9 protein-coding genes are annotated in these 17,977 nt (G+C 35.5%); 8 read left to right on the top strand and 1 reads right to left on the bottom strand.

The window, feature by feature from the left end; all coding sequences use genetic code 11:
- Positions 1–905: 905 nt before the first annotated feature.
- A complete protein-coding gene (locus ACOH2D_RS15780) occupies positions 906–1,445 on the bottom strand; it encodes an RNA polymerase sigma factor (RefSeq protein ID WP_449535827.1) in 540 nt (179 codons plus the stop codon).
- 601 nt (positions 1,446–2,046) lie between these two features.
- Between ACOH2D_RS15780 and ACOH2D_RS15775 the strand changes: the two genes are divergently transcribed.
- From ACOH2D_RS15775 to putP, 8 genes are all read left to right on the top strand, one after another.
- Positions 2,047–3,630 carry an amidohydrolase family protein gene (locus tag ACOH2D_RS15775; RefSeq protein ID WP_449535826.1) on the top strand — a complete coding sequence of 528 codons (1,584 nt, stop codon included), beginning with the start codon at positions 2,047–2,049 and terminating at the stop codon, positions 3,628–3,630.
- 845 nt (positions 3,631–4,475) lie between these two features.
- Positions 4,476–5,612 (top strand): FecR family protein, encoded by a 1,137-nt coding sequence (locus tag ACOH2D_RS15770; protein ID WP_449535825.1) that lies wholly within the window; start codon positions 4,476–4,478, stop codon positions 5,610–5,612.
- A gap of 145 nt (positions 5,613–5,757) precedes the next feature.
- The gene (locus ACOH2D_RS15765) at positions 5,758–9,333 is read left to right on the top strand and encodes a SusC/RagA family TonB-linked outer membrane protein (protein WP_449535824.1); all 3,576 of its coding nucleotides are present in this window, start codon (positions 5,758–5,760) and stop codon (positions 9,331–9,333) included.
- A 15-nt stretch (positions 9,334–9,348) separates the two neighbouring features.
- Positions 9,349–10,764, top strand: coding sequence for a SusD/RagB family nutrient-binding outer membrane lipoprotein (locus tag ACOH2D_RS15760; RefSeq protein ID WP_449535823.1), 1,416 nt, complete (start codon positions 9,349–9,351; stop codon positions 10,762–10,764).
- Between the two features lie 534 nt (positions 10,765–11,298).
- A complete protein-coding gene (locus tag ACOH2D_RS15755) occupies positions 11,299–12,795 on the top strand; it encodes a S10 family peptidase (protein WP_449535822.1) in 1,497 nt (498 codons plus the stop codon).
- Between the two features lie 86 nt (positions 12,796–12,881).
- Positions 12,882–14,375: a S10 family peptidase gene (locus ACOH2D_RS15750; protein ID WP_449535821.1), complete on the top strand. Its 1,494-nt coding sequence runs from the start codon at positions 12,882–12,884 to the stop codon at positions 14,373–14,375.
- Between the two features lie 68 nt (positions 14,376–14,443).
- Entirely contained in the window at positions 14,444–16,039 is a 1,596-nt protein-coding gene (locus tag ACOH2D_RS15745) for an amidohydrolase family protein (protein ID WP_449535820.1), read from the top strand.
- A gap of 425 nt (positions 16,040–16,464) precedes the next feature.
- Complete coding sequence (gene putP / locus ACOH2D_RS15740; protein WP_449535819.1) at positions 16,465–17,970, top strand: sodium/proline symporter PutP; 1,506 nt, start codon at positions 16,465–16,467, stop codon at positions 17,968–17,970.
- Positions 17,971–17,977 lie beyond the last annotated feature (7 nt).

Raw genomic sequence — 17,977 nt, 5'->3', positions numbered from 1 at the left:
GTTAAATGTAAAAGCAAACATTTGAAATTAGAGAAGGGCAGGTAATAAGGAGTTCGTCAGTCGTTCCATTTCGTTCCATAAAACATATCTGCAAGCCAGTTTTTTATTTTCAATTGTCACCCTGAGCGCAGTCGAAGGGCAGTCAAAGGGCCGCATCATCAATCTCACCTTTTAAATATATGGTTTGCACACACCTTAAAGAGCCACTTAAAAATTGTTATAGTGTAGAATAAATTCGTTTGTGGCTATTCACAAACCTTTAAACAATAAGAATGTTGCGAGCTAATTACTCCAACTGCGGCTTGATCACGATTTTCCAAACCTTGAAATGGAAGGGAATTCACTTTGTAATTGATGCCTCTTGCAATCCCGGTAAAGAGACTGGAGTGAAAATTAGTGCTGTTAGCCCACCATTTGTAGGCATAATACACTATCTATTCAAATCATTATCATCTAATTAGATGCCTTAAAGAGCTTTGTGAAACTTAGGCTGAAGTCTAAAGTTTTAAAGCAACACAGACCGCAGCTGCATTGGCTTCAACGTATTTGAGCACTCAGAATTCCAATTCACATCGAAAAACATGGGGACGCTTTCTCAAAATCTTATTAAGGCTCATGTCAGTGTAAGAAACATGGAGCAAGTTTATGTTTGGGGTAGAGATTTCGATAAAGCGAAGGTTATTTCTGAGACATTACTGAGTTCAGGCTTTTTGAAGGACCAGAGAAATCAAGAAATTATGGAGATGGATTTACAAATGAAAATTAGTTTTCCTTCGAGTAGTTGATTTTAGTTAAATTTGAAAAACGATGACAATGGTGTTCAATAATGTTTAGTAAAGAAGTAGATAAATGATATACTAAATTAGAGGGGCCAGGTTATTTTAGAAGTAACTATTGAAGCATTTCTAAGGGAAAACAGTAATGACACTGCACAGATAAATATAAACTATATCATTTTCATTAGCCTTGGATCTCAAGAAAGCATAAGCTCTTTTCATTTGAGTTTTGACCGTGTTTATTGATATGCCATTTAACTCTGCAATTTCTGCATAGCTTTGGCCATGGACAACAAAGGCAATAAAAATTTCCTTTCTGCTATGGGGGAGTTGATTTAAGAGTTCCCATAGTTTATCATATTTTTTCGGTTTATCAAAAGGGACCTCTGCTGCGTGATAATTTAATACTACATCTAATGATTGTTTCTTATAAGAATTCTTAACAGCTATCAAACTTAGGTTTTTTACCGCACGAACAGCGTATGCTTGAAAAGATATTTTTATAGAAAGAACTTTTCTTTTTTGCCAATATGAAATGAAAAAATCCTGTACTACATCTCTGGCTATATCTTTGTCTTTAACTATTGTAAATGATACTAAACACAAAAAAGCAAAGTGTTCAACAAATAACTGTTCTATTTCCGAGGTGTTGGTGTTCTTGTGGTTCAATTTCGATTTCATTTTTAATAAGTCGTAGATTAGAAGTCAAGGCTATGGATTTGTTGCTTTTAGTTGTTTTTAACTTATATATAATAATAAGATTTAAAGTGTCATTATTCAAGTTTTTCAACTGAGGAGCTAAATTGTGAAATACCAAGATTTTGTGAGGTCATAATATTAATTCCATTTCTTTCTTCTTACATCGCAATTATTTTTAAAACTTCCTACTATAGATTTCAATGTTTCTACGTTGGTTAAATAACTTTTCAACCTCAGTTACATACATAAATTTGTTCTGATGAACATTGTTGGCACAGTAGTAACTGCAGAGGTAATTGATACAAGCCATTCAACTTCAATAGCAAAATTTAATAAAAAATTAACGCTATATTTTTTTAAATGTAATTAAAGTTTATTTCAAAATAAAAGATTTATTAACTATTAAATGGAAAAATCTGTCACCCTTATTTAAGGTTTTTGTAACAGTGTAATAGTGATGTTGTTAATCTTGTGCTTAAATTCATAATTAATTAAGAAATAATAATCAATTCAGTTAATACATTGTATAATAAGTAAATCATGTTTAAACTTAATCTTTAAAATTCATACTATGAAAAATCAATTGTTACTACTGTTTTTTTTATCCCCATTATTGGTGGCAGCCCAAATGATAGGTGCACCTGATCGAAAATCAGGAGAAGGAGAGGGCCCTTATGACCAACTAATTATTCGAGGGGCTACCCTGATAGATGGGACGGGTGGTCCTCCAGCAGGGCCCGTCGATATAATTATTGAAAAAAATAAAATAGTTGATATTGTTTCTGTTGGCGTTCCAAAAATAGAAATTAATGAATCAAAAAGACCGAAGCTAAGAAGTGGGAACACTAAAGAAATAGATGCCCATGGCAAATATATTATGCCAGGGATTGTGGATTTGCATGTTCATACGGGCGGTGTACCAAAAGCTCCTGAAGCAGAATACATCTATAAGCTATGGCTTGCTAATGGTATTACTACAGTTAGAGGTGTGCCTACAGGAGAATTGGAGTGGTCTTTAGTTGAGCGCTCAAGAAGTGCAAAGAATCAAATTGTTGCACCAAGAATCATCTCATTTCACCGTCCTGGAAGTGGAAAAGAATGGGAGGGACGGAAGATACTGACTTCTGCTGATGCTAGAGAATGGGTTCAGTATGCTAAGAAAAAGGGGGTAGATGGACTGAAAATGGGTTCTTATCGTCCACAGATTATGAAAGCTTTGCTCGATGAAGCAAATAGTCTAGGTATGGGTAGCACTGCACATCTTGGACAAAGCGGTGTAGCACAAATGAATGCTTTGGATGCAGCTAGATTAGGCCTTACCAGTATGACTCATTTCTATGGTCTCTTTGAGTCTATGTATGAAAACAACGACGTGCAACCATGGCCTATTGATATTAATTATGGGGATGAACAGCACAGGTTTGGGCAGGTTGCTAGACAATGGAACTTGGTAAAGCCAGGTGGTGAAAAGTGGAACGCACTTCTCGATGAGTTTTTAGATTTGGATTTTTACATTAATCCAACTATGACTATTTATTCTGCGGGAAGAGATGTAATGGCAGCGCGTAATGCTGATTGGCATGCTAAATACACTTTGCCATCCCAAATGGATTTTTTCGAACCTAGTCGTTTGAATCACGGTGCTTATTGGTTTGATTGGACTACTGAAGACGAAGTGGCTTGGAAAAAATACTATCAGGTGTGGATGCAGTTTTTAAACGAGTATAAAAATAGAGGTGGTAAAGTAACGGTAGGTTCAGATTCTGGATTTATTTATCAATTATATGGTTTTGGAACCATTTTAGAACTCGAAATGCTGCAAGAAGCCGGTTTTCATCCGCTTGAGGTTATACGAGCCGCAACCATGCATGGCGCAGAAGAAATTTTCAAACCTTTAAAAAAGGAGATTGAATTTGGTGTGATAAGGCCGGGCTTATTGGCTGATATTATAATTCTTGATGAAAATCCCTTACAAAACATGAAGGTGCTTTATGGCACCGGTGCTGTACGTCTCAATGACGAAATCGGAAAACCAGAAAGAGTTGGTGGGGTGCTGTATACAATCAAAGATGGTATTATGTATGACGCCAAAAAGTTATTACACGATGTAGAGCTTATGGTCATAAAACAAAAAGAAGAACTGGGGAAGAATTAACTTAACAAAAGAGAACAATTTTCTTTTAGAATTTTCATACATGTTTACAATGGAAATCTTTGTACTGAAATGTAAATAAGTTGGTCAAAATAATTGAATTAACCAATGCATGAAGATGCATTGGTTAATATCATACTGTATTCATGAGTGGTCCCATTGACTAGTTGCAAATCCAATGTAGGCAATAATCCATTGCAATGGGACATTGGAGGAGAAAATAATTTGCACAAAGGGAAGAAAATAGGGTCAATTTGTGCAATGAAATGACATCAGGGTTGATTAATCTTATTAAGTGTTTTTGAGATAATAGGTATGATGGGGATGTTGCAATTAGTGATAATGCTCCTTTTATATAATCTGAATGACAAGCTGAAGTGGCGAAGATAAATTATATTAAGGTAGTATGGCTTCGTTCTTTGCAGGTGTGTTGAAGAGCTAAAGTCTATTCTGGTTGGGCTATTTTGGTCTATAAGTCGAATTTCGATATTGGTTAACGTTTTATCCTGCCCTTTACTGCATCTGATTAATTGAAGAAACTTGTATTTTAAACTTATAAGAGCTTTAGAGAATGAATTTTCCTAAAATAAATGTGTTTATAAGTGTTTTTTTAATGACTGAGAGACATAAAGTTAATTGTAATAACATGAGAACTTAAGATCACATACAGTTTAAATTTAATGTGAATTAGGTGAGTGAATAACAGTGCTTTGAGCATGTGAATCGTGAGTAAGATTTAATAGAATTAGATTTTAAGTCATAAAGAAATAACTAAAGAAATAAAAAAGGTGAAATAGTTGTCACCCTATTTTAACTTTTTCATAACATATTAATAGAAGAATCTATTTATGAAATCAAAATCAAGCTTAAAGTCAGTCTTAGAAATTATAGCGGCCACCGGAAAAATAACCCCTGAGCTATTGTGTCATTTAACCAAAGATGAAAGACAACTTATTGAGACAATTATTTTAGAAGGCTCAGTTAATGAAAGCTTAAACTTTCTTAAAGATATAGACAGTGAGGCTGAGTGGGAATTGTTAGAGAATCGATTAATAAAGCCTAAGACAGTGACTCCACTTTGGAAATCCGTAATGCGCTACGCTGCATTAATTGTTGGGCTTTTTGCTTTGGTTTATGGTATTCAAAATAAGAATAATGTTGAGGTTGAATACCATGTTTCTGAAAAGGATAATATTAAATTATTGCTAGGGAATGATCAAATTAAAATTTTGGCTCAAGGTGGTAATGAGAATATTGTTGTTTCAGGTGAAATTGTTGCTCATCATATTGGAAGTAGTATCAAATATAATTCACATACGGGAATTGACCAACTTATCTTCCATGAGGTTGTTATTCCATATGGAAAAATAATTGATATTGAATTATCGGATGGTACCGTCGTACATCTAAATTCAGGAAGTAAAATGAGATATCCCGTCCAATTCTTAGAAGGACAACCGAGAGAGGTGTTTATTGAAGGAGAAGCATATTTTGATGTTTCAAAAGATAAAAGACATCCTTTTATTGTCAATGCGGATGCAGTTTCCATAGAAGTGCTTGGAACCAAATTTACTGTGTCTACTTATATTGAGGATCTAGAAATCAATGCGGTGTTAGTAGAAGGTTCAATAAATATGAGTAACTCTTATTTTCCCGAAGATGTTATAACTCTGACGCCCGGAACAAAAGGTTCTTGGGATAAGAATGGTCATCAAACCAAAATGGAAAATGTAGACGTAGAAAACTATATAAGTTGGATGAAAGGAGAGTTGGTCTTTAGAAATACACCTTTTGAAAATATGGAAAAAAAGCTAGAGCGTAAATATAATGTAGAAATAAAAAATAATAACTCATCGCTTTCTAAGAAAGTTTTCAATGCCAGTTTTAGTGAAAATATTGAGAGCATTGAAGATGTATTGAAATACATATCAGAGTTGTATCCTTTTCATTATGAAATTACTAATAATCACATTTTAATTTATTAACAAATACCTAAAGGAAAGCCTATGAGATTGAACAAGAATATTTAGAAAGGTATAAGATCACTACAGATAATTGTTGAAGCATTCAGCAAAAACTTAATCAAGACCTAGGAATTGTATTGAAAACCAATTAAAATCAAAATAAATTATGAAAAAAAATAAAAGAGGTAGTTCGCTGTTTTTAATCTCCCACACTTACCTAAAATTAAAATTAACTTTACTTTTTTTAATTGTTTCGTTTTTGAAAATTCAAGCAAATTCATTTTCTTATTCTGATGACCAGAAGATGAGCTTAAATATTCATCAAGCCAGTCTTATAAAAATTTTTGAAGAAATTGAATCAATTTCTGACTATAGGTTTTTATTCGAAAGCAAGCAGATTGACAATGAAAGGAAAATTACTTTGAAATTAAATAATAAAGATATTAAAGAAGTTCTTGATGTAATTTTCAGTGATACAGAAATTAAGTACCAAGTTAAAGGTCGACAGGTAATTCTTGAAAGAGTGACAAAAACCAAAGAACCGGCATATTCTACAACCTTTAATAGTAATGAGGATTACAAAAAAGATCTACAACAACAGGTGAAAGGAATTGTTTCGGATGCTCAGGGTATGCCTATGATTGGAGCAAATATAATAGAAAAAGGTACCGCTAATGGGGTGCAAACGGATTTTGATGGTAATTATTCCATTACGGTTCCTCCAAATGCGGTTTTAGTTTTTTCATATGTGGGTTTTAAATCGAAAGAAATTAAGGTAACCGATCAAGCCATCATTAGCGTCACCCTTGAAGAGGATGCAGCTTTATTAGACGAAGTTGTTGTAACTGCATTGGGGATTTCTAGAGAGAAAAAATCGCTCGGGTATGCTACTCAAGAAGTAAGTGGAGATGATGTCAATAGGGTACCTACAGATAACGTTGTAAATGCACTTTCTGGAAAAGTATCAGGAGTTCAAATTAAGAATAATACTAACTTAGGAGGTTCAAGTAACGTTATTATTAGGGGAAGTACGTCTCTAACAGGTGATAATCAAGCCTTATTTGTTATTGATGGGGTCCCAGTTAGTAACTCTAATTTCAATACTTCCGATCAGCAAAATGCTGGCGGTGGCTTCGATTATGGTAATTTAGCGTCAGATATTAATCCTGAAGATATTGCGTCGATTAACGTCCTAAAAGGTGCTGCAGCTACTGCATTATATGGGTCTAGAGCAACAAATGGTGCTGTGATTATTACCACAAAATCAGGAGCAGGTGCAAAAGATAAAACTACAATCACCATTAATTCTGGTGTTACGATCGGATTTATTGACAAATCTACTTGGCCGAAATTTCAGTATGAGTATGGTACAGGTTATGGAGCGATTTATGGTCCAAATCGTAATGAGTATTTTAACCGACAAGATGTAAATGGCGACGGCACGCTCGATCTTGTATCACCTTCTACTGCCTATGGTTCTTACGGCGCTCCTTTCGATTCCAATTTGATGGTTTACCAGTGGGATTCTTTTTATCCTGAGTCTCCTTATTATTTACAACCTACACCATGGGAAGCTCCCAAAGAAAAATTAATTAGTTTCTTTGAAACTCCAGTGACGTTTGTTAATAGCCTTTCCCTATCTGGAGGTGGTCAAAAAGCTAATTATAGAATTTCATATACAAACTTCGAACAAGAGGGTATTGTACCAAACAGTAGCCTATCACGAAATAATGTTTCAGTAAGTACTGGTTTTGATTTGAATGAAAGATTAAAAGCATCGGCAAGTGCAAATTATATAAAAACGGATGCGATAGGTCGTAATCGTACAGGTAATGAATCTGCTTTTGGAAATGGAGGAAATGTTGTAGCCACTATGCGTAAATATTGGGCGATGAACGTGGGCATTAAAGAATTGAAGGATGCATATTTTAGTACAGGAAACAATATAACTCCTTTTATGGGTGGAACTATTGATAATCCATACTGGGTTCTTTATGAGAATTACCAAAACGATACACGAAGCAGAATATTTGGGAATGCTTCTTTAAATTATAAAGTAAATGATTGGATTAATCTTGAAGGTCGCGTTTCTTTAGATACGTATTCCTTTCTACAAGAGGAAAGAGCTAATACCGGTACACGAGGTAGAGAAGGTAAGTACGAGAGAAAAAATATAAATTTCAGAGAAATGAATTATGATCTAATGTTAAACTTTAATAAGCATGTTACTGAAAAATTAAATATTAGTGGGGTTGTTGGAACTAATATAAGAAGAAATGAATTTAGTTCAATAAACGCTGTGACTAATGGAGGATTGGTGCTAGCGGGACTTTATTCGCTCTCAAACTCTGTAAATATACCTAACGCTCCTATTGAAGTGCTTGAAAAAGTAGGTGTTGACGGACTTTATGGTTTGGTTTCTTTTGGATATGACAATTTAATATATTTAGATTTAACAGGAAGATTTGATCATTCCTCTACCTTGCCTAAAGAGAATAGTACTTATTTTTATCCATCTATTTCTACAAGTTTTATATTTTCAAATTTAATTGATAGTGATATATTGACATTTGGTAAACTGAGATTAAATTATGCAGAAGTGGGAAGTTCAGCGCCACCTAATAGCCTTAAGGATGTCTTGACCAAACCTACACCATTTGGTTCAATTCCTTTATATGGGGTGAACAGCACTAAGAATAATTCTGAACTTTTACCCGAAAGTACTGCAAGTAGCGAATTAGGATTAGAAATGCGTTTCTTTAATAGTAGGTTAAAAATGGATATGTCGGTTTATAAAACCAATACCAAGGATCAAATTATACCAGTTGCCATATCAACCACAACAGGATATTCATCAAAATTTGTTAATGCTGGAGAAATAGAAAATAAGGGGGTGGAGTTAGCCCTATCGGGTTCGGTCATAAAAAATGAAGATTTTAATTGGGAGGTAAGTGTTAACTGGGCTACTAATAAAAGTAAAGTAATTTCCTTATTTGAAGGGGCATCGAATCTACAGTTGGGAAGTCTTTCTGGAGTAACAATAAATGCAACACTTGGAGAACCTTACGGAACAATTCAGGGTACCGATTATATTTATCTTGATGGAAAACGCGTCATAAACCAAAGCAATGGAGAGTTTATGCGTACAACGACTTCAAACAATGTGATTGGAAATGTGACTCCTGACTGGAATGGTGGAATCACCAACTCTTTAAAATACAAAAATTTTGATCTGAACTTTTTAATTGATATGCAGATAGGCGGTGATCTCTATTCACGTGATATCGCCGTTGGAAATAGATCTGGTCTTTATAACTATTCAGTAGGATTAAATGATCTTGGCAACCCAATGCGTAATTCAATAGCAAATGGGGGAGGTATTATTTTAGATGGAGTAGCTCCTGATGGACAGCCAAATATGGTGCGTACAGCAATGGATACATACAATAACGCTACAGGAAGTGTAAAAGCGCCTTCGGCACATTTTATTTATGATGCTTCATATATTAAATTAAGAGAAGTGTCTCTTACGTATTCTTTTCCAAAAGTAAGTCTTCTTGATAAAATAAAAGTGGAGGCTATGAAATTAAGTTTAGTGGGCTCAAATCTCTGGATCATTCACAAAAATTTACCTTTCTCAGATCCTGAGGCTAATTTAAGTTCAGGGAATATCCAAGGATATCAAGAGGGGGTCTTACCTTCAACACGAAATTTAGGTTTAAATATGCAAATACAATTTTAATAAAACTCGACTATCATGAAAAAGTATTTTCTTATATACATCACATTTTTATTCTTTAGTTGCTCTAATGATTTAGAGAACTTAAACATCGATGAAAAAAATGCGACCTCAGCGCCGGCTGAAACGTTTTTTAACTTCGCTTTAAAAAACATGTCCGATTTAGAAAGTGATCTTACATATGGATCAAATGGTAGCCCGTATACCCTTTCACGGTTATGGTCACAACAGATCTCATCGGTAACTTACAATGAAGGCACTACTTATTTTTCCAATTTTAATTGGACAAATGTCTACTTAGGAGTTTTAATTAACTTGCAAGAGAGCAAGGAGGTAATTGAAAATACGGTGCAAACCCCAATGAACACTGTCGCACTTCAAAATCAACTGTCCATTCTTGAGATATTAAGAGTTTATTCCTATAGCAAGCTTGTTGAGTCTTTTGGCAATATTCCTTATTCAGAAGCTTTGGACGTAAATAATATTTCCCCTGCTTACGATGATGCTGAAACTATTTATCTTGATTTATTAGCAAAGCTTAATATAGCTTTAGACAATATGGATGATTCAGGGGCCAGTTGGAGTGATGATCTCATGTATGGCGGAAATACTGAACTTTGGAAAAAATTTGGAAGGTCATTGCAATTACTTATGGCGATGCGTATTGTGGATAGTAATCCGCAAGTAGCAGAAACGAATATTATTGCTGCACTTCCGGGAGTGTTCACTTCTAATGCAGATAATGCTACGGTAAATCACTTAGATGCCCAGCCAAACACTACCGCGCTATATCTTGATTTAGCCGTTGGAAATAGAAAAGATTTTGTTGGCTCTAAACCGTTTATTGATTATATGAACAATCTTGATGATCCACGTAGAAGCGTGTATTTTAAATCTGTAAATGGCGATTTCATTGGTGCTCCGTCTGGGATAGTTGTAAATTATGATAGTTATTCTGAGATGGGTACATTATTCTACCAGCCTAACACTGCCGTCATATTTATTGATTATTCTACTGTAGAGTTTCTTCTTGCGGAAGCAGCAGAACGTAATATTGGGGGTGTCGTAAATGCTGAATTACATTATAATAATGCTATTAAAGCATCATTTGAATACTACCAAGTGGATGGAGTAGAAGCTTACTTATTACAACCGGAAGTAGCATATTCTACTGCTTCGGGCAACTGGAAGGAGAAAATTGGAATGCAAAAATGGGTGGCCTTGTATAATCAAGGTTTAGAAGCATGGACAGAATATAGACGATTGGATTATCCACAACTTTCAGCACCAACCGGGTCATATGTCAACTCCGTGCCGGTGCGTCTTATTTATCCTATATCTGAGCAAACTCTAAACAGAAGTAATTATGAAGCTGCAGCTGCGGCTGTCGGTGGGGATTTATTGACTACAAAACTTTTTTGGGACAAATACTAGATTCAACTAAAGACCATAAATGTTTTTTCAAAACGTAAAATATAGAGGATGTTTTCCTAAATGTTACATGTCATATTTTAATTAGCCATTGAGCGGTAAAAGCAAAACAAATTTCTAATACCGCTCATATAGCTAAATTTTTGAAAAACGACCTTTAAACCAAAAATGTATATTCAAAATGCCTCCTTAATCTAAATAGAATTTAAACCTTACAAAATTAAATAATCAATAGATAGTTCAACCGACCTAAAGAATGCTTAACAACACTTTAAAATGTTTTGTAAAACTTTTGTTAATATTCATTTAAAGAGAATTCGTAACTATAATATATTAGAAATTCAATATAGAAGATTAGCTACTTCTCTGTTCTTTCGTTATAGCCTTATTTGGCCAAATCAGAGTTTATATAAACGAAAGGAAGGAATTTGACAAAAACAATTTAACGTTTTCTAAAGACCTTAAAAAATTGATTTTCAAAGAGGTTGCGACAACTTTAAAATCAACTAAACAAATATATACTTAAAAAACTAGGACATGAAAAATATTTATCTCAGCACCATTGTATTCATCCTTTTTTGTTCTTCATTAAATGCTCAGCAGCTCAATAAGAGTATGGATTCCATGGTGGTCACCTCGGGTCAAGTTACCATTAAAGGGTCTCTTGTTAAATATAAAGCTACCGCTGGAAAACAACCAGTTTGGGATGACAAGGGCAAAGTAATAGCGGGTCTTTATTATACCTATTATGAAAGAGCAGATGTAAAGGATCGTTCAAAAAGACCGCTATTTTTCTCGTTTAATGGTGGTCCAGGTGCGGCTTCAGTTTGGATGCATTTAGGTTATACTGGACCGTACAAATTAAAACTTGATGACGAAGGGTATCCTATACAACCGTATGGGGTTGAAGAAAATCCGAACTCCATTTTGGATGTAGCAGATATAGTTTATATAGAACCAGTAAATACTGGGTTTTCAAGAGCCATTGATAGTATGAGTGATGACGAAGTTGCAAAAACTTTCTTCGGAGTGAATGCGGATATAAAATATCTTGCTGGTTGGATAAATACTTTTGTAACAAGGAAGAATCGCTGGGAATCCCCTAAATATTTAATTGGCGAAAGTTATGGAACGCCGAGGGTTTCTGGACTTTCTTTAGAACTTCAAAACCGTCACTGGATGTACTTGAATGGTGTCATTTTGGTGTCTCCAACAGATCTCGGTATTGAGCGAGGTACAGCAATTGAGCCGGCCAACCTCGTTCCATATTATGCCGCCGCCGCATGGTTTCATAAAAAACTTCCTGCTGATTTACAGGGCAGAGATTTAACTGATGTTCTAACTGAAGTTGAAAGTTATACAGTAAATAAATTAATTCCTGTAATGGCTAAGGGTGGATTTCTATCGGATATTGAAAAGCGAAAGACCGCTGGGGAACTGTCTCGATATATGGGTCTTTCTGAAAAAGTGATTATGGAACATGATCTTAGAGTGCCAAAAGCTTTTTTTTGGAAAGATTTATTACGAGATGAAGGCTTCACGATTGGAAGATTGGACTCTCGGTACCTTGGCATAGATAAGATGAACGCAGGCGACCGTCCTGATTACTCACCTGAAATGAAATCGTGGGAACATTCTTTTACGCCTGCCATAAATTATTATTTTAAAAACCATCTTAATTATAATACAGACTTAAGATATTTTATTGGTGGTCAAGCGCGTCCTTGGGATAGAAGCGATAATAATACAGGTGAGAATCTTCGTCAAGCTATGGCACAAAATCCGTATCTACATGTTCTGGTACAGGCCGGTTATTATGATGGCGCTACGGATTATTACAATTCTAAGTATAATCTTTGGCAAATGGATACGAGTGGGAAATTGCGGGATCGTATGAGCTGGAAGGGTTATAGAAGTGGGCACATGATGTACCTAAGATCAGAAGATATAATTTCCTCAAACGAACATATCAGGGAGTTCATCAAAAAATCTATTCCAAAGGAAAATCAACCGGCTGAATACATTAGAAAATAACGTAGACAAAGTATAGACTACAGATTGCTTCCATGAGCGCATGGTAATTAGAAAAACAATTTATTAAAAGAATAAAAAAAATGATAATGAATAAAATTTATGCAATTGCAATTGTTTGGATGCTTTGTTCCCTAAGCTTAAACGCACAACAATTAAATACCTCAATGGATTCTACAGTAACAACTAAAGGTGAGGTTACAATAAAAGGGGTATCCGTGAAATATTCAGCTACTACAGGAAAACAACCTGTATGGGATGAAAAAGGTAAGATTATAGCGGGTTTATATTTTACCTATTATGAGAGATTAGGTGTAAGTAATAGAGCAAAAAGACCGCTTATAATTTCGTTAAACGGTGGACCTGGTTCGGCATCAGTGTGGATGCATATAGCATACACTGGACCAAAAATTCTAAAAATTGATGATGAAGGATATCCTGTGCAACCTTATGGCATTAAGGACAACGTGCATTCTATACTGGATGTGGCAGACATCGTTTATATAAATCCAGTAAATACGGGTTATTCTAGGGCCATTGACACTATGGATGAGGACGAGAAGAGAAAAACATTTTTTGGTGTTAATGCTGATATAAAGTATTTGGCCAGTTGGATCAATACTTTTGTGACCCGTCAAAACCGTTGGGAATCACCTAAGTATCTTATCGGTGAAAGCTATGGTGCGCCACGGGTTTCAGGACTTTCTTTAGAACTTCAAAATCGCCATTGGATGTATTTAAATGGGGTGATTTTAGTGTCGCCTACTGGCTTAGGAATCGAACGAGGTACTGCAGTGGAAGCGGCTAATTTGCTTCCGTATTACGCTGCGACTGCGTGGTATCATAAAAAATTACCGTCCGACTTACAGTCTAAAGATCTTACAAATATGTTAGTTGAAGTGGAAGAATACACGGTTAATGAATTGATCCCAATCATGGCAAAGGGAGGCTTTTTACCCGAAGCCGAAAAAATGAAAGCTGCCGCTCGTATTGCAAGATACTCGGGATTATCTGAAAAAGTTGTTATGGAACACGATTTGAGAATTCCAAAGGGCTTCTTTTGGAAAGAACTACTGAGAGACGAAGGTTTCAATATTGGCCGATTAGATTCTAGATATTTAGGCATAGACAAAATGGTAGCTGGTGAAAAACCTGATTACTCCGCAGAATTAACATCATGGCTTCATTCATTTACACCTGCAATCAACTACTATATAAAAAATCACCTAAAATATGAAACCGATTTGAAATATAATATGTTCGGTCCGGTACATCCTTGGGATAGTAGCAATAACACCACAGGTTTTGACCTACGTCAGGCCATGGCACAAAATCCATATTTGCATGTTTTGGTGCAAGCGGGTTATTATGATGGTGGAACAGATTATTTCAATTCAAAGTATAATCAATGGCAAATGGATACGAGTGGAAAACTTCGTGATCGAATGAGTTGGGAAGGCTATAGAAGCGGTCATATGATGTATTTACGAAGTGAGGATTTGGCGAGTTCAAATGAGCATATAAGAGAGTTTCTTGTGAAATCAACCCCTAAAGATGGACAAGCTGCAGAGTACAAAAGATAATTGTTGATCAACATTTTTATTCAAATCATAATAGTGCTAAATTAAATTTATCCTAATTATAATTTCCTATGAAAAATTTAAAAAATAAATTATTTATTTCCATTTGCTTTCTCTTATGCATGAGTTTGCAGGCACAAATCTTAAAGGCACCTGATCGAAAGGAAGGTGATGGTCCTTGGTCACAATTAATAATTCGAGGGGCTACGCTAATAAATGGTACGCTAGCACCTCCAATGGGACCAGTAGATATTGTTGTAGAAAACAACCGTATTGTAGATGTTCGAGTTGTTGGATATCCTGGAGTACCCATTAATCAAAGTAGAAGACCAGTTTTAAAAGCTGGAGGTAAAGAATTAAACGCTGAAGGAATGTACATTATGCCTGGTTTTGTGGACAGTCACGCGCACATAGGGGGGAAATCTCAAGGCACACCGGCAGAATATGTGTATAAATTATGGATGGGACACGGTATTACCACTATTGTCGATCCAAGTAGCGGTAATGGTATCGCTTGGACACTTGATGAAAAAAGAAGAAGTGATAAAAACGAAATAACTGCACCTAGAATTAAAGCTTACACTTCGTTCGGGCAAAATAGTAAAAACCCTATTGCTTCGGATGAGCAAGCAAGAGAATGGGTGCGGAACAACGCAAAACTTGGTGCCGATGGAATTAAGTTCTTTGGAGCTAGTCCTGTGGTAATGGCTGCGGCATTAGATGAAAATAAAAAATTAGGTTTACGCTCAAAAATGCATCATTCACAAGTTTATGTAGGGAGCTGGAATGTCTTGCACAGTGCGCGATCAGGTCTTACTTCAATGGAACACTGGTACGGTTTGCCCGAGGCGTTGTTTGAAGATAGAACAGTTCAAAATTATTCCTTGGATTACAATTATCAAAATGAGCAAGATCGTTTCGGGGAAGCTGGTCAATTATGGAAACAAGCCGCGGCACCGAATAGCAAAAAATGGAACGATGTTATGGATGAACTCTTATCCCTTGATTTTACATTAACCCCAACCTTTGTTATATATGAAGCTAATAGAGATTTAACACGAGCACGTCTTGTTGAATGGCATCAAGAATATACCCTTCCAAGCTTATGGGAATTTTATGCCCCTAGTCGCGAGTCTCATGGATCGTATTGGCTCAGCTGGGGAACAGAGCAGGAGATTGAATGGAAAAACAATTACAGGCTGTGGATGAATTTTATTAATGATTATAAAAATAGAGGAGGAAGAGTAACCGTAGGAACTGATGCTGGGTTCATTTATGAACTTTATGGGTTTTCTTACCCTCGCGAAATGGAGCTTTTACGTGAAGCAGGGTTCCATCCACTTGAGGTCATAAAAGCAGCAACACTAAATGGTGCTGAAGCTTTAGGAATGGAAAAAGAAATTGGATCTGTTGAAGTGGGTAAATTAGCAGATTTTGTCATTGTAGAAGAAAATCCCTTAGAAAATTTTCAAACCCTTTACGGAACTGGTGCGATAAAAATTACTGAAAGCAATGAGGTTGTTCGCGTTGGCGGTGTAAAATATACCATTAAGGATGGGATTATTTATGATGCTAAAAAACTGTTATCTGACGTCAAAGAAATGGTGAAAAAAGATAAAGAAAGTAAAGGCTATAAGATAACTCAACCAGGACTGCCTAAGAATTAATAAGGCAATCCCAATTTTATTAATGTTGGTCTCTTAAATAGAGTATACTAACAAGGATTTTATACTTTAATTATATTTTGGTTTTTAGCATAAAATTCCAAATAGGAACTGGAGTCGAAATCTCAATAAAAAACCAATGACAAACGGGATCTAAATTACTTAGATACTAGGGATGTCTCTCTCAAAGTTCGTGTAGAGATTCATAGGTCAATCTGTACGATGGTTCCGTTAGTGCGTTGTTGAAGCTTTTTTTATAGACTGAATTAATAGTAATTTGAATAAATAAAAATTCCAATCAATGATGGATTTAGAAACTTTAACATCATCTAATTTTAATTGCGGGAATGAATTTTTAAAATTAGAAGCAATTTAGAAGAGCAAATTAAAAAAATAAATAGACTAACAAACCAACTAAATAATAGACTATGCAGTTTTACGAAGCCATTTCCATTGGGCTATATATGGTATTAATGATTGTCATTGGATTTTATTCCTATCGAAAATCCACTTCAACGTCAGAGGATTTTTTAATAGGTGGACGGAAATTAGGCCCAATGGTAACTGCACTTTCTGCAGGCGCTGCAGATATGAGCGGATGGCTTTTGATGGGGTTGCCTGGTGCGATGTACTTTACAGGCTTGTCAAGTGCTTGGATAGCAATAGGTCTGACTATTGGTGCTTATCTAAACTATGTTTTGGTAGCGCCTCGACTTCGAATTTATACGGAAGTGGCACAAAATGCCATTACACTCCCTGTATTTTTTGAGAATCGATACAAAGACAAACAGCATATTTTAAAAATCACTTCTTCGATTTTTATTTTGATATTTTTCACACTTTATACCTCTGCAGGAATGGTTTCTGGTGGGAAATTATTTGAATCTGCATTTGGGATGGAATATTTGACGGGTGTTTTGGTTACAAGTTTGGTCGTTGTACTCTATACCTTTATAGGAGGTTTCTTAGCCGTAAGTTTAACAGATTTCATTCAGGGAACTATTATGGTTATAGCCTTGTTGATTGTGCCAACTGTTGCCATTTTTGAAATTGGTGGCACAGCGGATACACTATCTATAATCCACAGTAAAGGAGACCATTATTTAAGTCTGTTTAAAGGCACCACCGCTGTTGGAATACTCTCGCTCTTAGCTTGGGGGTTAGGTTATTTTGGTCAACCTCATATTTTGGTTCGTTTCATGGCCATTGATAAACCCAAGGATTTGATCAAAGCCAAAAATATTGGTATTTCTTGGATGATTTTAACCGTACTTGGAGCTTTGAGCATTGGATTAATTGGCATTGCTTATTTAATCAAGTTTGATAATTCTACAATGCAGGTTTTTGACGCCTCCAATCGAGAAGCAGAAACTATTTTCATCTATTTTGCAAGAGGTTTATTTCATCCACTTGTAGGTGGGTTTCTTCTGTCCGCAATTTTGGCAGCCGTAATGAGTACCATTTCATCTCAACTTTTGGTGACGTCTAGTTCCTTAACGGAAGATGTTTATAAAGCTTTTATAAAGCCTAAAGCGACTCCTAAAAATTTATTAATTGCTAGTCGGGTTTCGGTATTGATCGTGGCTGCCGTTGCCTTGGCGTTGTCTCTACAGCCCCGTGATAGTATATTGAACCTAGTTGGAAACGCCTGGGCTGGTTTTGGAGCTGCTTTTGGCCCATTAATACTTCTTTCGCTCTTGTACAAGAAATCAAGTAAGACCGGAGCACTTTCTGGAATGTTAGTTGGTGGCCTAACGGTTTTGATTTGGATTTATTTCGACCATCCTTTCAAAGAATGGTATGAGTTAATTCCTGGGTTTTCTTTATCGTTTATAACGCATATTGTTGTTTCAAGATTTACATATAAACCAAACTTAATTATTGACGCTGAGTTTGATGAAGTGGATGAAATGAAGAAAGAGATGATGAGATAAAGATTAT

Source organism: Gelidibacter sp. (assembly GCF_053579655.1).
The sequence above is the reverse complement of the archived record's forward strand: the minus strand, read 5'-3'. Positions and strand labels throughout refer to the sequence as shown.